An 18,268-nucleotide genomic window follows, 5' to 3' on the forward strand; every position below is an offset into this window, starting at 1 on the left:
ATCCCAAGGCGCTTACGCCTGTCAAATTGCTGGACAATAGAGGACTCCATGAGCCATCAAAACGAGCTGGAACCCTGGCGCCAGGGCATCCGTGATATAGATGCAAAAATTCTGGAATTGCTCGCTGAACGCATGCAGCTCGCGCAGAAAATTGGCTCGTATAAGCAAAAGCATAATCTCCCGGTCAAAGACTTCCGGGTTGAAAAGCAGATCATAGAAAAATCACGCGATCAGGCGGCGCAGCTTGGACTTTATCCCTCGCTGGCGGAGGATCTGATGACGACCATCATCAAATATTCCGTGCTCAGGCAGGACGAGCTGAAGCGTAAGAGCGTGACCATGCCCGCAGGTTTGGGCCAGGAAGCCGTCGTGATCGGTGGCGGCGGTCAGATGGGTCAATGGTTTGCCCAGTTCTATGAATCCATGGGCTTCTCTGTTTCCGTTCACGATCCGGACAGCGCAACCGAGCACAATTATCCGCTGGTTCAGGACCTCGCGTCCAGCATCAACAATTTTGATTTGATTGTGCTGGCCACGCCGATGACAGCGACCGATGACATTCTGAAAAAACTCATCGATCTGAAACCGCGGGGCCTGATCATCGAGATCTGCTCGCTGAAATCCCCTGTCATCGACTCGGTTCTGGAGGCGGCGGCCCAGGGTCTTCGCATCGCTTCCATTCATCCGATGTTCGGCCCGGATGCGGAACTTTTGGCCGGCAAGAACATCATCTTCTGCACAGCTCAAAACCTTGTGTCGGAAGAGGTCATGCAGCTGCACTTCCAGCAGACTTCAGCGCAGCTCATCACCCTTGACCTGCAGGAGCATGATCGCGTGATGAGCTATGTCCTCGGCTCCTCGCATCTGATCAACCTCCTATATGCCGGTGTCCTCAGCGATTCGGGTGAATCGCTGCAGAAGCTGAAAAGCATGGGCGGCACGACCTTTCTGCAGCAAACCCATGTGACAGGCAAAGTCGTGGCCGAGAATCAGGACCTCTATTACGACATCCAGGCCCTGAATGATGAAACGCCGATGCTGCTCCAGGAATTTCAAACCCTGCTGGACGCCTATCGGCACGCGATTGAAGAGAAGGATCGCAAAGCTTTTCGGAAATTGATGGGAAGGGCTCAGACCTTTTTCGGGGATTAAGCGGATTCGCTGATCAGCCTCTGGCCGATCTGTTTCGAAAGGCGTTCCCAGTAGCGGGACTTGTTGCCCTGAGCGCTCAGGCTTTCGAACTTCGCCTGCCAGACATTGCTGTTTTCCAGTCGGTTGACGCTGATGATGCGAACCTCGGCTTGACCACCCAACATCTCATTCAGTACAGCATGCTGCAGAAAGAGTTTGCTGCCGCTCACGACCGGGAACTTCAGCTGCACGATACCCCCGGTTTCGTCGAGGCCGAGGAGCCTGGCCGGGGTTTGATACTGCACTTCGATATTGGCGCTGGCGCCTTCCGCAAAATTCGTCTTGGATTTGATGGCCTGATCCATTGTTTCGACCAGCATCCCAAGGCCAAAGGGCTTTTTCAGGAAACGGATTTCCTTGGTGGATTTGGCATTGAGCGAGGTCGTGCCAGCAATCACAGGTGGCCGGGCCTTCTCGTTCATCTTGGCAATCGCTTCCTTGATGGCAATGCCAGAGGAATTGGCAGGCAGCTCGTCCAGGTAAACGCAGCCGAGCGATCCATCCGCTTCACGGATGATCATGGCCGCGGCGGACTGCAAATTGCCGGCATAGACCAATTCGATATCATAACCGGCCAGCACTTTTTTAAACTGTTCGAAACGCTCCGGTTTGGGATCGTAGAACATCACCCGGCGACCATCCGCTTGCGTTTCCATATGATCCAGATTGATTTCGGGCAGCATGCTGATCCAACTCTTGCCGCTGCCACGCACCACGTTCATGGGGAAGAGGTTATAAAGTACGCCCGAGCGGTGAACATTGCTGCCCATTTTCAAAAGCGCAGGTCCTTTGGCCTTATCCGTCGGCTGAACCAGGAGCGCAGCCTCACCGTCGACTTCCGATTCTGACTGACAGACCATCTGATCACCGACCCGACCAATAACCTTGGCATTGATGGCGAGCGTGCAATCCCCCGCGAGCTGGCATTGCTCCGCGGCGACAAAGAAGGGTGAGATATCGCCATGACCATCCAGGATTTCCTTCACCTTGGCGGTCAGCGCTTTTCCGTCGAATTTACCGAGCATGAAGCCAGCGAACTTTCGGCCCTTCAAGGGCCCCAGCTGCTCTTTGGTCTTGCTGGCCACGAGCACGAGGACGGGAATATCCTTGAACAGGGGCTGCTGCTGCATGCGGTCATAGAGGTTGCCGGCCGTGCCATCGGTGATGATCGCATCGCAGATGATGAGATGCGGCATCTCCTGATCAATTTGTTTCAGCGCATCATAGAGGCTGACGGCCGTCACGACCTTGAAGTTCATTTTATTGAACAGCGCGCCCATCGTGACAATCTTTTCAGGCTTGTCAACGAGTATGAGTATCGTGTGTGGTGTGAGTCCTTTGGCGAACTCCATTGCGCCGTTCTCCCGTTAGCCCACTTGTTTCGCGGTTCCCTTGTTCAATATCTTCTTGATAGCCCCGCGGATCTTATCGACCTTCTCGTACCGTCCTCCGAACTCTTTTTCCGTCCTGGTGAGATACTGAAGGGCGATTTGATATTCACCCATCCGGTAGCAGGCCAGGGCCGCATTCAAACTGATCTTATACTGCAGCTCATGCCGCACGATCTTATGCGCTTTTTTATAAAGGGCCATGGCGCTCTTGCCTTTGCCCTGCTGGGACAGCTTGATGCCCATTTCATTCAGCTTGGCCGCGAAGAAAGGCCCCACATCATGAAGGTTGTCCATCATTTTAAAGGCCTCGCCGACCTTGCCTTCCACCAGCAAAATCTCGGCGCGCGCTTCGAGAAGGCGCGGATGATCCGCAGAGATAGCCTCCGCTTCTGCGAGCAGGGACTCGGCCTTGGCCTTGTCGCCTTTTTCCATATAGGCCGTCGCCAGATGAGCCTTGCGTTCCACATGGCGCGGATTCTGCTTTTCGAGACGCTCCAGAATTTCGATGGCCTCGTCCACTTTGCCAAGAACTAGCAGGCTTTCGCCCAGACCGCTCGAAGCCTGACGGAACATTTTGTTCATATTCTGGGACGAACGGAAGGCTTCCGCCGCCTCGTTGAACTTGCCGACGGCTTGCAGGGCATTGGCTTTCACATAGGCCGCGACATAATCCCAGCTATGCGCATCACCGAGCGCATCCTGGGACTGATTGATCTGGGCCTGGTCACCATAGACAATGCTATGATTCAGTTTGATGGCTTTGCTTTCGATGCCATTGCGATCGGTGAGGCGTGTGGCCACATGCTCACAGAGAGCCTCCACTTCAGGGGCCCAGTTTTCGGGCAGAAAGAATTTTTCAATGCCAAATTCAAAAACTTCGGACATGTATTCAGGATCGGGGTCGCTCGCAACGATCGCCTGGAATTCGGCGAGAGGACCCACGTATTTTTTGAAAAGCTCAAGGCAGCCCATGACATCGGGATGGGATTTTTCCGCGAAAATGATCATCGCCCCGACAGACCCTGTTTCAAACATCGGACGCACTTCGTCCATGGTCACATAGCTCAGCTTCAATGGATAGGAGTGGCCTTCAGCCTGTTCTGCCCAGGTCTGATCCAGCCCTTGAAGATCGATGTCTACCAAAAGACAAACCCTGTCCATTGTCACTCAACCTGTAATTAGCTCTCATGCTCTAGCCTGCAGAGATTATCGGGATAAGCCTTGCCGAAGTTTAGAATGGTTTCCATTTGTTCATGAATTTGGGACAATAAAGGAAGGTATACTTATTATACCGGTTTAGCTTAAGTGGCTGGACCTATTGAAGAAGCCGGAGTTTGCCATGGCTTTCGTGATCCTCGTCGTCGAAGACAACGAAATGAATCGTGATATGCTCGTCAGGAGACTGCAAAAGCGAAACTTCCAGGTGCTCACCGCAGCCCATGGCGAAGCCGCCCTGGAGATGGCGTTTCGCGAAAGACCCGATCTGATTTTGATGGATATGCGCATGCCGGTCATGGATGGTTGGACGGCTGTCAAAAAGCTGAAAGAGTCGCATGAAACCCGCGATATTCCGGTAATCGGCGTCAGCGCCAATGGCCTCCAGGAGGATCGCGAGAAGGCGATCGCCGTGGGATGCATCGCCTATGAAACCAAGCCGATTGATTTCAATCACCTGCTGACCTTGATTCAGGAATTTGCCAAGAAAGCTTCGTAGAAGCTTCAGCGGTCGGGCAGCCATCGTCAACTGGCAACCATCGTCAGCTGGCCGCTGGCTTCTGTTCTTTATCCAGAAGAGTCTGGCGCCGATCGCCGACCTGCTTTGCCATTTTTTCACAGGCTTCCATGGCTTTGGTGAGGCGCTCCAGGACTTCCCGATATTCGGCCCCCTGGTCCTTGAGGCCATCCATTTTCCGAAGGGCTATCTTGAGATTGCCATGAGCAATCGACAGGGGATTGGCGACATCATGCAGAAATTTGCGTTCATCTTCGAATGACATGTAAAATCCCCTCAATTAAGAGATATGCGGATAACCTTAGCTCAAGAGCGCCAGCCAGGCAATCGGGCGGCTCTGCCTCTTGCGTGATAGATCGAAGCAAGCTAGTTTGGAAGCACGGCCCTCATTGTGCCGCCCGTCTTTCTCTTTTAATGTCCCGATATAATTCATTTTTAGAAAGACTTTGAAATTTTGACGGGCATGCGCTATAAGGACTGCTCTTTCGGGAGGTCGCTCATGAACTCTTTGGGATGGCTTGCTCAGGATGCGGGGTCGATGATCACCCTGCGGTTTCCCCGATCCCGTTCGATGCCCAACGTCAGCCTCTTTGAAAATAATGATTACATCCGACTCCTCAATCAGACTCTTCTGATGGAACTGGGGGCGGTCGAACTTTATCAGCATTGCGCCCTGAATATTCCGTCCATCGACGCGGAGCGTTTTGCCACGGAACATCAGAACCACGCTCAAGCATTGACTGTGATGATTATAAGCAACCGGGGAATCCCGGATAAAGAAAAGTTTTCTTTTCCGTCGGAAATTTCTCTTTTTGCCAGCCGTATCGGACGCCACCTGCCCGAGTACATGGCAAGGCGCACCAACTTAACGAGCTGCATCCGCCTGGAAAAGGCCTTAAGGCGTCGCTACTTCCTGGCGCTGAATGAAGCGCCCTACCGCGATCGCGGTCAGCTTCAGGAGCACGTCCGCTGCATCAAAGCCCATCTCGATCTTTTAAATCCCCAGCATTAAAAAAGAGGCCAGGTCATCCCAGGCCTCACTTCATGTTACATGGGTGCCCTTGCGTACTCAGCATCTTCCACCATGGGACCGAAGTCGGCGACCGCGGCTCGGGGCAAACGCTCACCCGAACTGGCTTTCCAGCCTTTCGACATCGCTTCCGCGCCCAGAAGGATCATCTCCAGCTGCTGCACCATGCGTTCTGCAAATTCAACGCGCTGCTTGGGCGGGAATTCCAGGGCTTCCATTCCGATATTGAACACGACCGTGATCATGGTTTCCGCCACCAGATCAGGGTTGATGATCTCACGACGTGAGGCTTCCGATTCCTTTTGAATATCCTCGGCCAGTTCCTCGACGAAGCGTCTTGTTTCTTTCTTGATCTCCTTGCGGAAACCCTTCTGCTCACCGAGGCGTTCCCCGATCAAAAGCCGGAAATGCTGTTCGTTATGCTCCAGATACTCCATGAAGGTTTCCACGGACGTCCGAATCACACCACGACGAACGCGTGCGCGTCGACGAGCCTGACGCAGAAGTTGACGAAGAGTCAGTGACACCTCGTCGACCAGGGCGAGTCCCAGGTCTTCCATGTCCTTGAAGTGTCGGTAAAACGACGTGGGCGCGATGCCAGCGCTCCGTGTTACCTCGCGCAAACTCAAACAGGCAAATCCATTGCTTGTGCTGAGAGAAAGCGCAGCCCCGATGATGTTCTTGCGTGTCTTTGCCTTTTTTTCAGCCCGAGTTCCCATGTTACCCCCTTAACGTGTGCGCGCCCATCTTGGAACACCAGGGGGCCCCTCTCTGCCTTAACCGAGGCCTATTCCTGGCTGTGGATCACGCGAAACCTGCTATTTGCTGAATTCTTATACAAAACTGAAGGGAAACACAAACAATCTCCGCAAACACGCGTGCAAACCCCGCCACTGTTCGCCGACAAGGGACTACGCTTTATTTACTCATCATTATTCCGATGAATAAGTTGATGTAGCGCAGAAGGAGAATGCTGCTATGCTCACCGAACCCTTACCAATCGAAATCTTTGTGGCCACGCGGTTTACGGAGAAATCCATTACCAACGTCACGGAAAACTGGCGTGTTGAGCCAGAACAGCTTCAGAAAATGATTGTGAGCTATTTTCGTGAAATGGGTATCTTTGCCGTATTACCCACTATGGAAGCGGAACTCAAGGAAACTCTCCTTCATTGGCTGCAAAACTCGCCCGAAATCTACCAATTGGTAAAGAAAGCCGAGATGCAGGAGATGGTTCGTCGCCAGAGCCGGCGTCCCGACTAGCTTTGGGGCCTTACGGGGCCCATTAATCCGCAGCCCGCGTATTCAAACTCAGGGCATGAATCGGCCCATGCATCCACTCACCCAAGGCTTTATAGACCAGCTGATGCTGCTCAACGAGATTGAGGCCATTGAATTCCTTGGCCTGGATGGTGAGCTGCCAATGGTCGCCGCCACCTGTCATATCATAGGCTTTAATCTGAGCGGACGGGATGCTTTGCTGAATGCGGGAGATGATATCTTCGGCCTTCACGAGGACCTCCAGGTGAGATAGCTTGAGTACTTTGAGCGCTCTTATTTACCACAGCGGGAAGACCAGATGCCAACACTTTACTTAGCGACGCGGAACGCGCATAAGGCGCAGGAAATACAGGCCATTTTGGGCGCAGAATGGCGGGTGGCGCCCAGCAGTGAGTTGGACCCGCAGCTCGACTGGGATGAAAACGGCACGACTTTTCGCGCCAACGCGCTGATCAAAGCCAAGGCGCTGCGCACGCGCACCCCTTCACCTGTCCTGGCTGATGATTCGGGTTTGGAAGTGGATGTGCTGGAAGGAGCGCCGGGCGTTTACTCGGCGCGCTACGCCGGCCCAGGCGCGACCGACCGGGATAACCTTTATAAACTCCTGCGCGTTCTGAATGGCGTTCCCGAAGAGCAGCGCCGGGCCCGCTTTGTCTGCGTTCTGTGTTATCTGGATGCCGAGGGCGTGGCGCATTATTTCGAAGGACGCTGCGAAGGTCGCATCATCGCGGCCCCGCGTGGCTCCGAGGGTTTCGGTTATGATCCGATTTTTGTGCCGGATGGTTATGACGAGACTTTTGCCGAGCTGGGAGCGAAGGAAAAGAACAGCATCAGCCACAGAAATCAGGCGATGCTGGCCTTTCAGGAGTTTCTGATCACCAGGAATCAATAGGACCGCAAGGGCTCAGTGCCTTTCCGCAAGCGCGCGCTGAGCCGCAGCCTTATATTCCAAATAGGCCTTGGATGTCTTGATATAGCCGAAGTCCGGATGAGAGAGCGACTCCAGGATCTCCTTCTTGAATTTCCTGGGCTCGACCAGAAACCCCTGCAGGATCATCACCGCCTCACCTGATTTTTCCTGCATGGAAAGACAACGGGCATAAAGGAAGTTCGCGCGGCGGATATAGGGTTCGTCGTCGGTCCAGAAATCGTTCTTTTCAAACTTCTGATAGAGCATCTCCAAAAGCGGGATGGCCTTGGGGCACTTGTCCATGTCGCGATATGCGGCTGACAGCAGGAACCTTCCCTGCACATCGAGCTGATCATTGAAGTTCAACTTCTCAAGAATCGCTGTGCCTTTCTTATAGTCCTTCTGAGCCAGAAGCTTTTGGGCCTGAATGTATTCAGGGTTTTTGGACAGATGGCTGTCGCTGTGCCCGGCTTTGGAATTGGCGCCGCCGAGCACCGCCGCCTTCTTCAGCATATAACTCGTCCCGAGCAGGCAGGGCGCGTCCCCGCCGCCTTCGCAGCAGACTTCATCCATGACGGCCTGCACGCGTTTGCCATGGACTGCGCCGCAATTCAAAGTCTGCGGAGGTATGAAGGCCTTGATGGTTTCGCCTGAAAGCGCGCCCTGCTCAGGACTTAAACCACTGCGCACGGCAAAGGATCGAGCCACCTTTGCTTTGACGGAAAGGCCGCGATAGGAATCCAGAAATGCCTTACGCTGGGGTGGTGGTAAATCCCTGATGAAGTTATACTTAGGCTCAGACGACGCAAAGGCCTGTTCAGGCACAACGTTGCTGCAGGACTGGATATCAAGCATAACCTGACCACGCACCAGACTCGCGCACACCGCGTGCAGAGACTGACTGATCAGAAGCAGGACGAGAACGCCGAGACTGCCGATGATTTTCACGGGTAAACTCCATGGGGTCGCGAGGGGCTATTCTTGCATTATAGTCAAGTGGACATACAAAACCAAGGACGGGGGTAAGTCGGTGCCAATTGTACCCGCAACCAACTTTATCGGCGGGATAGTTGAGAAGACTGTCCATCTTTTCGGGAATTATATGCTTTTTGTCGGGCAATCCCTGATGCGGATGGTGCCCCCCAGCATCAATGTCCGGCTTCTTCTGGCCCAGCTGGAATTTGTGGGGAGCCGCAGTTTTGTGATTGCCGTGATGGCAGGCGTGATGGTCGGCGGGATCTTCGGCTTTCAGCTGGGTGAAATCTTCGCCATCTTCGGCGCGGAATCCCTGATTGGGGCTTCTACCGGCTTTGCCCTGGCTCGTGAGCTGGCACCGATCGTCGGAGCCTTCCTCGTAACCGCGCGGGCGGGCTCGGCCATGGCCGCGGAGATCGCTTCGATGAAGGTGAACGAGCAGATTGATTCGATGCGAGTGATGTCGGTCGACCCCTTTGCCTATCTCATGGCCCCACGCATCCTGGCCAGCATGATCGCCATGCCTTTGATTGCCATCCTCATGGTCTTCGCCGGGGTCGTAACATCGTTTGTGGTCGGTGTAAGCTTTTACGAGATTGACGTCGCCGACTTTTTTTCCAGGCTGGAATGGATCGTCGATACGGAAGATCTTTTCATGGGCATGCAGAAGGCGGCCCTTTTCGGCTTTATCTTCTCCTCGATCGGCTGTTTTGAAGGCTACCGCGCTCGCGGCGGCGCCAAAGGGGTGGGCCGTGCCACCACGCAGGCTGTGGTGTCTTCCTACGTCACCATTCTGGTCCTCGATTTTTTCATTACCTACATCCAGTTCAAGTTTCAGCATAACTGAAGGATGCCAGTTTGATGTGAAGCCCGGGGTCAGGCACGCCAGAGCCCCGGCTGCCACTCGCCATCTCCCTTTGAACAAGTCCCGGCTCCGATGCTAAGGTGTGTCCTCTGGAATCGCGATCGACCCAAGGAGGCGGCCTTTTATGGAGCAGAGTCAACACGATTACAACCACAAGAACGTGGAAAAAAAATGGCAGGATCACTGGTTAAAAAACAAGACCTTCAAGACGCCTGACCTTTCCACCAAGCCCAAGTACTACGTGCTTGATATGTTCCCCTATCCTTCCGGTTCAGGTTTGCATGTCGGCCACCCCGAAGGCTACACCGCCACCGATATCGTGGCTCGCTATAAGCGCATGAAGGGCTTCAACGTGCTGCACCCCATGGGCTGGGATGCCTTCGGTCTGCCCGCCGAGCAGCACGCGGTGAAAACGGGAACCCATCCGCGCGATACCACCATCACGAATATTGATAACTTCCGCCGTCAGATTCAGTCCATTGGCCTGTCCTATGACTGGGACCGCGAAGTGAATACCACGGATCCCAATTACTATAAGTGGACCCAGTGGATCTTCCTGAAACTCTATGAAAAAGGCCTCGCCTACCAGGCAGAGCAGGCTGTGAACTGGTGCGAAGAGCTCGGCACTGTCCTTGCGAATGAGGAAGTGATCGACGGCAAATCGGAAGTCGGCGGCTTTCCCGTCGTGAAAAAACCGATGCGCCAGTGGATTCTGAAGATCACGGCCTATGCGGATAAACTCCTTGAGGACCTGGACGGCCTGGATTGGCCGGAATCCCTGAAGGAAATGCAGCGCAACTGGATCGGCAAGAGCGTGGGCGCCGAGATTGAATTCGCTGTCGATGGGCATGACGAGAAGATCAAGATCTTCACGACGCGCCCGGATACGCTTTACGGCGCCACCTTCTTCGTTCTGGCTCCTGAGCATCCCGCCGTTGCGAAAATCACGACTAAGGCGCAGGAAAAAGCCGTCAGTGATTACGTGGAGCATGCGAAAAACAAGGCCGAACGCGAGCGCATGACCAGCACCGAGAAGACGGGTGTCTTCACAGGCGCGTATGCGATCAATCCCGTGAACAATGAAAAGATTCCGGTTTATATCGCCGACTATGTTTTGATTTCCTATGGTCACGGCGCGATCATGGCCGTTCCTGGTCATGATGAAAGGGATCATGAGTTCGCGAAAAAATTCGGTATTAAAATCGTGCGGGTCCTGGACGGCGGTGATAAACCGATCGAGGAGGCCGCGCATACGGGTGATGGCACGATCGTCAATTCCGGTTTCCTGAACGGTATGCAGAAGGCTCAGGGCATCGAAGCGATGGTGCAGCATCTGGAAAAGATCGGCATCGGCAAGCGCACGATTACCTATAAGCTGCGTGATTGGCTCTTCTCCCGGCAGCGCTATTGGGGCGAACCCATTCCTATTGCTCTTGATAAAGACGGCAACGAGATTGCCATCACCGAAGCCGAGCTGCCGCTGGTGCTGCCGGATCTGGATGACTATAAGCCAACGAAGAATGGTGAATCGCCGCTTGGAAAAGCCAAGGACTGGTTGAAATACGAGCGCGACGGCAGGACCTGGCGCCGCGAGACCAACACCATGCCCCAGTGGGCGGGATCGTGCTGGTATTATCTGCGTTTCATTGATCCTCAGAACAAGCACGCGGCCTGGGACAAGGAAAAGGAAAAGTACTGGATGCCGGTCGACCTTTACGTCGGCGGCGCGGAGCATGCGGTTCTTCACCTGCTTTATGCCCGTTTCTGGCACAAGGTTCTTTATGATGCCGGTCTGGTTTCCACCAAGGAGCCTTTCCAGAAGCTCGTCAACCAGGGCATGATCCTGGGGGAAAACAACGAGAAAATGTCGAAGAGTCGCGGCAACGTCGTGAATCCCGATGATGTCATCGAGCAGTGGGGCGCGGATGCGTTCCGGCTTTATGAAATGTTCATGGGGCCTTTGGAAGCTGTGAAACCCTGGAAGTCAGATGGCATCGTGGGTACGCACCGCTTCCTCGCGCGCTTCTGGCGTCTTATGGTCACACAGGATGGTGAGCTGGCGCAAAAACAAGGCACGCCGAGCGAAGCCTTTGATAAGCAGCTGCATAAGACCATCAAGAAAGTGGGCGAGGATACCGAGCACATGCGCTTCAACACGGCGATCGCCGCGATGATGGAGCTTGTGAATATGGGCATGAAGGAGCCTGCGATCGGTCCGGATGCAGCCAAGGCCATGATGATTCTTTTGAATCCCTATGCGCCGCACATGACGGAAGAACTCTGGTCGCGTTACGGCGGGAAAGAGTCGATGACCTATGTGCCCTGGCCGTCGTTTGATCCTGCGAAATGCGTGGATGATACCGTGACGCTTTCGATCCAGGTGAACGGAAAGATGCGGGGGACGATAGAAGTGCTGAAGACTGCGGATAAAGCCGAGGTCTTTGCGCAGGCCAAGGCCTTGGATTCGGTCGCGAAGCATATGATTGATAAGGAGTTGGTGAAGGAAATTTATGTTCCTGGAAAGATCCTGAACTTCGTCGTCAAAGGTTGATCCTGGCCCCGCGAAGCGGGGTGACGGAAGCCACTGGGTGACGGTGGGGGCGGAGGGCGTGCTATAATGGAAGCACCAACTTCTTCCTCCACGGAATCCCATGCTGCGTCCCGCAAAAATTTTGACAGGATTGGCCCTGTTTTCAGGGCTTTGCTTTGCTGTTCTGGCTACCGAAGTCTGGTTGAAACCAAAGGCCAAGGCTTACGCAACTCGAAAACTCGCCAGTATCCTGAAACAAACCGATCTTAAAATCCACTACGATGACATCAGCCTCGCGTGGAATGGCTTTCGCGTCGAAGGACTCTCCTGCTCATCCCCACGCATGCGGGTTTTCGGAACCGTGGACGTCGCATTCAAACTCTGGCCAGGGCCGGGATTTGGCCGACCAGAGCGGGTGATACTCGATCATGCGCGGGTGACTCTGCTGAGGTCTCCCGCAGCGGTCGCAGCCGGGAACGGCAGCGCAGCACCTTCCGCGGCGCAGGCCGGTGCAGCCTCCCTGACGAGCCTGCAAAGACTTTTGAAACCGGGCGTAAACCTCCAGCTGCGAAAAGTTAAGCTGGAAGTTCTGGATGCGCAGCGTGAATCCATACTCGCCATCAATCGCCTGGACGCCTCCCTGTCCGCCCAGGAGCAGCATGTGGAAATGCAGCTGAAGGGCTTTCACTATCGCGGACGCGAAATCCTGCAGGGCCTTGACGGCCAGCTTATCCTGCAGCCCAAACAGGGCCGGCTGCCCTTCTTTGTCACCGCACGCGAACAGGGCAGCGAACCCTGGCAGCTTCAGGGCGCGATCAGCGAAGACTTTGACTCAATTGAACTTCGGCATAAGCGCATGGGCATACCTTCGCGCTGGCAGCCTTATTTGCGTTCCATAGAGCCCAAGGATAAATTGGAGCTCCTTTTGAAACTCGAAATGTCCGGCCTGAGAAAAGCTCAGGACCTTGACTTCGATATTCAAATCGCCAGCAATAATCTTGAAATCAACCACCCGCTCCTGAGCGGCGAAAAAGTGGGCCCCTGGCCCTTCACCATCCGCGCGCAGGGCGACTTCAATCCCGATCGCGGCTCGCTTTCCGTGCGGCGCGGTCTGATCTATGTCCTGCAGTCCGCGCAGAAAGCCCAGATGAAAAGCACCTTCACCCTCGTGAAGAATGATCTTCTGAAACCCATGATGGACGATCCCTGGCGGCTCGACTGGAAACTTGCGGAAACCGACTGCCAGGATATTCTCGACATCCTGCCCCGGCATGCCTTTCCCCTTCTGCAGGGCTTTCAGGTCAAAGGCCAGATCGAACTCACAGCCGATGTCGAACTCCTTCCGCGAAAAGGCCGGGCCATCGAATTTCCAAGCGGCAAGCAGGACTTTGCCTGCAGGATCGCTCATGTTCCTGAAAAGTTCACGAAGTCTGATATCCGCGCCCGCGTCCAGGCCATGCGCGGTCAGGACTTTGTGCCGATCAGCGAAATTTCGGAAGATTTCCTGCGTGGGGTGATCGCCGCCGAGGACGCGAGTTTCTGGCAGCATGAAGGGGTCAGGACCAGTGCTCTCACTGCCGCGTTTCAGGCCAACCTGAAAGCCGGAAAGGTCCTCTTCGGAGGTTCGACCATTACGATGCAGATGGTCAAAAACTTTTACCTGAGCCACGAAAAAGTTTTAAGCCGGAAACTGCAGGAGCTTCTGATCAGCTGGGCTCTGGAACAGACCCTCGATAAGCAGGACATCCTGGAAGTCTATGCGAACATCATTCAATTCGGTCCGAACGTTTACGGCATTCGACGCGCGAGCCAAACCTATTTCGGCAAGGAACCGGCGCAGCTGACCACGGCCGAAGCCCTCTTTTTATCCTCGATCCTGCCAAGCCCGAATCGGCACTATAAGGAAAGCTACTGCGAAGGCCGGCTGAGCGAGGAGCTTCAGGAACGCATGCAGAAGGTGGCCACGAGTCTCGCCAGCATGCAGCCCGGCCAGGCCCTCATGAATCTTTATCAGGACTCGGTCCGGCGTCTGCATTTTCAAGGGAGCGGCCGCTGCAGGAGCGGATCAGAGATCAGTCGGAGGAAGGAACCGATCACCCGCTTCTAGCCCCTCATCATCAGCCGCAGCGGTTGCGCCGGCCCTTTGCACAAAGTCCTGATCCCAGGGCCTGAAATCGCGGATCACACCAATCTGATAACCCAGCGCCCGCAGCACCTGATTCACACTATCCAGCTGCACGGAAGCCTTGTTTTTCTCAAGCTGATACACGAAGTTCAGTCCGACCCCGGAACGTGCCGCAAGCTGCTGCTGGGTGAGACCCTGCCTTTTGCGTTCCGAACGCACAAAATTGCCTATCTCCATGCAGGCTTCCCCTTCTCGTCCAAATCTGACAATGAATACTATCCATTGTCGCAGATCCTTTGACGGAGTAGAAGATTTTGCCTGCTTATTAAATGCCGGATCCCTAAAGAGTATAACGCACCAGCTCCGCGTGCTCATGAGTCGGCACGTAGCGATCCTTGGGATCGCGGATCACCTGGCTCGCCGCCACGTTCCAATCGTGCGTGTAAAAAATATTCCACTGTTCCGGAACGGCGACGGAATAGAGTTCCTCTTTTTCGTCGATCACCTGCTCGGCGAAGCGATCGTAGCCCATGGTGATCGGCAGATGGACCCAGGCCTTGCCCGGAATCAAATCACCCGCGAAAATGATGGTCTCTTTCGGTCCACGAACCACCGTATGCATGTGCCCGGGCGTGTGACCATGGCTGAAGCGAAAGAAGAGCTGCTCCCTTGGGAATTCGGGAAGGGAATCGCCCTCGACGATGACCAGACGCCCCGATTTCTCGATCTTCTCGCTCAGGCCTGGGATGAACGAGGCGCGATCCCGCGGATGAGGTTTGAGCGCGCGATTCCAGGCTTCGCGCCCCACCACGATTTTAGCCTTGGGAAACACCAGCTCATCATGCCCTTTCACAATATCCGCGTAGGCGGGCAAAAGACCCCCTGCGTGATCGAAATGCAAATGGGAGAGGATCACGTAGTCGATATCCTCCGGCTTCACTCCAAGCGTCGCGAGATTGGCCAGAAGACGATGATCGGATTCCACCAGACCGTAGCGTTCCGCAAGAGCCGGTTCCATGTAAGCACCGATTCCCGTTTCGCAGAGCATCTTGACACCGCCCCATTCCAGCAGCATGCAGCGACAAGCCAGTCCAATGCGACCCAACGCGTCCGGTTTGGCCCAACGCTCCCAGAGGGGGCGGGGCGCATTTCCAAACATCGCCCCCCCATCGAGTAATTGGGAATTGCCAAGTACAGACGACACACGGATATCTGTGTAGCGCGCCATGACGCATACTCCTTCAGAAATGTCAGATTGCGGACGGAGTGAGACTCACTTCAGATTTAATTAACATCCTGCAGGGCTTGATAGAAGAGGCTTTCAAAGGGCTCAAGATGGCTGCGCAAAAATTCATCTTTCCCATCGACTACCGGAGCAGCGCGGGGCACAAGGGTATGGACCCCATATTATTCACAGAGACTGTGGATAATTTAGGACGTTTACAAGGACGGTGAAAAACCGTTATCAAAGTAAATTTCACAGAAATCCATGGACCACCTTGGGGACGCTGATAAGTGGTTGAATCACCTGGAAATTGGGTTGGTTTTTAACGGATTCCTCAAAGAAACGCAAGGACCCATACGGGACTTCAAAATTCAGAAACGACTTCCGCAAACGCCCACCTGTCACGTCTTTAAACAGTTTTTAAAATTATTATCTCGCCGTCATGATTGACAAGTCATATAGGCATGGATATTGCTCCGTATCCTGTGTCCCCGTCGCTGCTCTATCCGGTTGAAATGGAACTGCTGTTTGTGGAGAGGAAGTTATGAGTATTCGCAATTATTTGGCAGGCTTGGCCTTGCTCCTGGGCACCCAGATGGCCCAGGCTCAGTCGCATTCCCTCGTCGATCGCAACCGTTCGTCAGAACGGGCCAATGTATTTCTCTTTCAGTCCGTGGATGGTGAATTCGGCAAGGTTCAAAAGTCCTTTAAAAGTCAGCCTGAAGCCGTGAATCAAACCTGGCGAGGCTATGGCATTCGCAATGGAGTCGGCATCGAACTCTTCAAGTTCACGCAGTTCAGCCTGTCCCATACGCTTTTGAATATGCGTTCACGGGATACGAGCCTTGAAAACATGCGCGGCAGCAAACTCTCGGGTGAAATCACCTTTGCCTTCAGCGCCCCCATCACCAACATTCAGTTTGGTCTGGGCGTGATCGCCTCGCAGATGGACTATCAGAATTATGATAAGAGCGGCGCCTATGTCGGCACCGGACACTACTACAATATGGGCTTCAATTATTTCCTGAGCCAGATGTTTTCGGTTCAGGTGATAGGCAAGCACTCCACCATCCGCCACTCGGCTTCCGGTGGTTCCCTTGATCTTCAGGAAATTCAAACCAGCACGGATAGCCTGAGCTTCGGCCTTGCGATCTGGATCTGATCAGACCTGAAAGAGCCTCTTGAAATTCGTCCAAATCTGCTCGCGGGCCTGGTCTTCGGACCAGCCCCGCAGTTCCGCCATCAAAGCCACGGTTCCCACGACATTCTTCGGTTCGTTGCGTTCGCCGCGCTCCGGCGCAAGGTAAGGGCAATCGGTTTCCGTCAGCACGAGTTCCTGGGGAAGTTCCTTCAGGAGTTTTCGGAACGACTCGTTTTTCCGTGCATTGGCGGGTATGGAAAAATACCAGCCATGCTGCTCGGCAGCCCGCAGAGCGAGCTTGCTCTTGCCGCCATAGCAATGAAAATCCACCCGCTTGACGCCATGCGCCGCGAGTATTTCCATGGCCCGCTCTTCCCGCTTTCTCGTGTGAATGATCAAAGGCTTGTCGAATTCAAGGGCGATGCCTATGAGTTCTTCAAAGACCTTCTCCTGAGCCGCGAAGGTTTCCTCTCCAACCCAGTAACCATCCAGGCCGCACTCACCAATGGCAAAGACGCGACCCGCCGCGACTTCACGTCGAATGCCGGCCACCGCGTCGGGCACATGGAATTTGCGGATGGGAAAGGGCAGATCGGAAACGATATCATTGACCGCGTCGATCGGATAAATTCCCAGCGCAGGTTTGATAAGGGGATAGGTTTCTGCCAGTTCCAGAATGCGCTGATTGGAGGCAGGCTCCAGCCCGTTCACGACGATGGCCTTAAGTCCGCTCGCTTCCGCACGCGCGATGACCTCGGGCAGGTCGTTCGCAAAATCTTCATGGGTTAAATGACTATGAACATCAACGTACACGGGCGCTCTCCCTTACTTTCTGGCCTCCGCCTGACGGGAGAACCTGTGCGATATACGCATATTTGCGGCCGTTGGTCGACTGTTTTTTACGCCCGAGACGGTCGTGAAGCGCAGCGTGATGCCCTGCTTTTTGGCCTTTTCCTGAAGACTTTGCAGGACCATGCGAAGCTTCGGCCAGCTTTGGAAGGCAGCCTCGGCGGAAAGGGCCAGAGTGAAGACCTCGTCCTCCCTCCCCTCTTTCAGCTGCTTATCAAAACGCGCGAGGATCTCGCGCTGCTCATTCAGTTCCATAATCCCGCCGCGCTGCGGTACGGGCAGAACCAAAGGATGGCTGCCGGCAAGAGCCTGCAGGGCTTTTGCATCGGGTTGCACGAGCATGCTCCAGCGTTCCGCCACCCACGCGCTCAGCGGGAATTCACGAAGCTTGGGCGCAACAAGCTCGGGATCGACGGGTGAAAGATCGAAGCGATAGCCAAAGGACCCGGCCAGCTGGGTCAGGAAGGGAGCTTCCATCCAACCGCGGACAGTAAAGCTCTTCAGGCTGGAAAAACCCGCCTGGATCAGAGTGCGATGGGCGGCGGAAAGAATCCGCAGCGTTTCCTCGCGGGTGTAGACAGTCAGCGGCACATCGAGGCCGCAATCATTTTCACAGATTTCGCCTTCGTCCGCATAACCCCAGAACGAGGGCGCGAGCTTCAGGATCACGCCGGCTTCCTGGACGAGGTTTTCCACGGGTGCCAGGTAAAGTCCCACTTCATCCTGAGTCCCGAACACGCGCTGCATCGCGTTCAAGTTATCAGCGGCTTTGGCTTCATCCAAAAAATAAGCCGGATTCACGAAATGAGTCAGGGGGATATCCGGAAAAGTCTTCCGCATGCGTTCCAGGGCATCGACGTTGGGCGCATGGAGTTCACGGCCTTCCCAGTGCACGGTGACATCAATGGTGACTGCTTTGGCCGCGAAGATTTTCCCTGAAAAAGACGTGGCGAGTAGAAGTCCCATAGTCCAGAGAGGGCGCATTCCTTGGCTCCTCATCGGTATGGGACAGGCAGAGGTCCC

Annotated in this window: 19 protein-coding genes; 9 read left to right on the plus strand and 10 right to left on the minus strand. The window is 54.6% G+C overall.

All coding sequences use genetic code 11. The features are described 5' to 3' along the window. The first annotated feature begins 48 nt into the window (after nucleotides 1-48). Nucleotides 49-1,152: a bifunctional chorismate mutase/prephenate dehydrogenase gene (locus VFO10_RS27140; RefSeq protein WP_325145154.1), complete on the plus strand. Its 1,104-nt coding sequence runs from the start codon at nucleotides 49-51 to the stop codon at nucleotides 1,150-1,152. Here VFO10_RS27140 and VFO10_RS27145 read toward each other — a convergent pair. Both VFO10_RS27145 and VFO10_RS27150 read right to left on the minus strand, forming a co-directional pair. Further along, a complete protein-coding gene (locus VFO10_RS27145; RefSeq protein ID WP_325145155.1) occupies nucleotides 1,149-2,543 on the minus strand; it encodes a hypothetical protein in 1,395 nt (464 codons plus the stop codon). The two genes, VFO10_RS27140 and VFO10_RS27145, sit on opposite strands and share 4 nt — an antisense overlap. 15 nt (nucleotides 2,544-2,558) lie before the next feature. Beyond that, entirely contained in the window at nucleotides 2,559-3,725 is a 1,167-nt protein-coding gene (locus tag VFO10_RS27150; protein ID WP_325145156.1) for a tetratricopeptide repeat protein, read from the minus strand. 196 nt (nucleotides 3,726-3,921) lie between these two features. On the opposite strand from VFO10_RS27150, the gene VFO10_RS27155 reads away from it, so the two are divergent. After that, nucleotides 3,922-4,296: a response regulator gene (locus VFO10_RS27155; RefSeq protein ID WP_325145157.1), complete on the plus strand. Its 375-nt coding sequence runs from the start codon at nucleotides 3,922-3,924 to the stop codon at nucleotides 4,294-4,296. 43 nt (nucleotides 4,297-4,339) lie between these two features. On the opposite strand, the gene VFO10_RS27160 is transcribed toward VFO10_RS27155, so the two are convergent. Beyond that, the gene (locus tag VFO10_RS27160; protein ID WP_325145158.1) at nucleotides 4,340-4,579 is read right to left on the minus strand and encodes a hypothetical protein; all 240 of its coding nucleotides are present in this window, start codon (nucleotides 4,577-4,579) and stop codon (nucleotides 4,340-4,342) included. 234 nt (nucleotides 4,580-4,813) lie between these two features. Here VFO10_RS27160 and VFO10_RS27165 point away from each other — a divergent pair, with 234 nt between their 5' ends. After that, nucleotides 4,814-5,326: a hypothetical protein gene (locus tag VFO10_RS27165; RefSeq protein WP_325145159.1), complete on the plus strand. Its 513-nt coding sequence runs from the start codon at nucleotides 4,814-4,816 to the stop codon at nucleotides 5,324-5,326. 35 nt (nucleotides 5,327-5,361) lie between these two features. On the opposite strand, the gene fabR is transcribed toward VFO10_RS27165, so the two are convergent. Continuing rightward, a complete protein-coding gene (gene fabR / locus VFO10_RS27170; RefSeq protein WP_325145160.1) occupies nucleotides 5,362-6,063 on the minus strand; it encodes an HTH-type transcriptional repressor FabR in 702 nt (233 codons plus the stop codon). 259 nt (nucleotides 6,064-6,322) lie between these two features. Between fabR and VFO10_RS27175 the strand changes: the two genes are divergently transcribed. Beyond that, nucleotides 6,323-6,607 carry a hypothetical protein gene (locus tag VFO10_RS27175; RefSeq protein WP_325145161.1) on the plus strand — a complete coding sequence of 95 codons (285 nt, stop codon included), beginning with the start codon at nucleotides 6,323-6,325 and terminating at the stop codon, nucleotides 6,605-6,607. Nucleotides 6,608-6,629: 22 nt separating this feature from the next. Here the strand turns inward: VFO10_RS27175 and VFO10_RS27180 are convergent, their stop codons facing one another. Next, nucleotides 6,630-6,857, minus strand: coding sequence for a BolA/IbaG family iron-sulfur metabolism protein (locus VFO10_RS27180; RefSeq protein ID WP_325145162.1), 228 nt, complete (start codon nucleotides 6,855-6,857; stop codon nucleotides 6,630-6,632). Between the two features lie 66 nt (nucleotides 6,858-6,923). Between VFO10_RS27180 and rdgB the strand changes: the two genes are divergently transcribed. Then, on the plus strand, nucleotides 6,924-7,517 hold the full coding sequence (rdgB, locus tag VFO10_RS27185) for an RdgB/HAM1 family non-canonical purine NTP pyrophosphatase (protein ID WP_325145163.1): 594 nt from the start codon (nucleotides 6,924-6,926) through the stop codon (nucleotides 7,515-7,517). A 12-nt stretch (nucleotides 7,518-7,529) separates the two neighbouring features. Here the strand turns inward: rdgB and VFO10_RS27190 are convergent, their stop codons facing one another. Continuing rightward, nucleotides 7,530-8,483: a hypothetical protein gene (locus VFO10_RS27190; protein ID WP_325145164.1), complete on the minus strand. Its 954-nt coding sequence runs from the start codon at nucleotides 8,481-8,483 to the stop codon at nucleotides 7,530-7,532. Nucleotides 8,484-8,637: 154 nt separating this feature from the next. Here VFO10_RS27190 and VFO10_RS27195 point away from each other — a divergent pair, with 154 nt between their 5' ends. The 3 genes from VFO10_RS27195 (at nucleotide 8,638) to VFO10_RS27205 (ending at nucleotide 14,012) form a co-directional block, all read left to right on the plus strand. Continuing rightward, nucleotides 8,638-9,357 (plus strand): ABC transporter permease, encoded by a 720-nt coding sequence (locus VFO10_RS27195; RefSeq protein WP_325145165.1) that lies wholly within the window; start codon nucleotides 8,638-8,640, stop codon nucleotides 9,355-9,357. A gap of 142 nt (nucleotides 9,358-9,499) precedes the next feature. Then, nucleotides 9,500-11,926 carry a leucine--tRNA ligase gene (gene leuS, locus VFO10_RS27200; protein WP_325145166.1) on the plus strand — a complete coding sequence of 809 codons (2,427 nt, stop codon included), beginning with the start codon at nucleotides 9,500-9,502 and terminating at the stop codon, nucleotides 11,924-11,926. A gap of 100 nt (nucleotides 11,927-12,026) precedes the next feature. After that, nucleotides 12,027-14,012, plus strand: a complete 1,986-nt coding sequence (locus VFO10_RS27205) for a biosynthetic peptidoglycan transglycosylase (protein ID WP_325145167.1) — start codon at nucleotides 12,027-12,029, stop codon at nucleotides 14,010-14,012. On the opposite strand, the gene VFO10_RS27210 is transcribed toward VFO10_RS27205, so the two are convergent. Then, nucleotides 13,971-14,267, minus strand: coding sequence for a helix-turn-helix transcriptional regulator (locus VFO10_RS27210; protein WP_325145168.1), 297 nt, complete (start codon nucleotides 14,265-14,267; stop codon nucleotides 13,971-13,973). The genes VFO10_RS27205 and VFO10_RS27210 overlap by 42 nt on opposite strands. Before the next feature lie 103 nt (nucleotides 14,268-14,370). Continuing rightward, entirely contained in the window at nucleotides 14,371-15,240 is an 870-nt protein-coding gene (locus tag VFO10_RS27215; RefSeq protein WP_349259391.1) for an MBL fold metallo-hydrolase, read from the minus strand. Between the two features lie 559 nt (nucleotides 15,241-15,799). Here VFO10_RS27215 and VFO10_RS27220 point away from each other — a divergent pair. Next, on the plus strand, nucleotides 15,800-16,417 hold the full coding sequence (locus VFO10_RS27220) for a hypothetical protein (protein WP_325145170.1): 618 nt from the start codon (nucleotides 15,800-15,802) through the stop codon (nucleotides 16,415-16,417). On the opposite strand, the gene VFO10_RS27225 is transcribed toward VFO10_RS27220, so the two are convergent. Together VFO10_RS27225 and VFO10_RS27230 are read right to left on the minus strand one after the other, a co-directional pair. Continuing rightward, nucleotides 16,418-17,209 (minus strand): TatD family hydrolase, encoded by a 792-nt coding sequence (locus VFO10_RS27225; protein WP_325145171.1) that lies wholly within the window; start codon nucleotides 17,207-17,209, stop codon nucleotides 16,418-16,420. Nucleotides 17,210-17,221: 12 nt separating this feature from the next. Continuing rightward, on the minus strand, nucleotides 17,222-18,229 hold the full coding sequence (locus tag VFO10_RS27230) for a hypothetical protein (RefSeq protein WP_325145172.1): 1,008 nt from the start codon (nucleotides 18,227-18,229) through the stop codon (nucleotides 17,222-17,224). Between the last annotated feature and the right edge of the window lie 39 nt (nucleotides 18,230-18,268).

Origin of the sequence: Oligoflexus sp. (assembly GCF_035712445.1) — a bacterium.
Taxonomy (GTDB): domain Bacteria; phylum Bdellovibrionota_B; class Oligoflexia; order Oligoflexales; family Oligoflexaceae; genus Oligoflexus.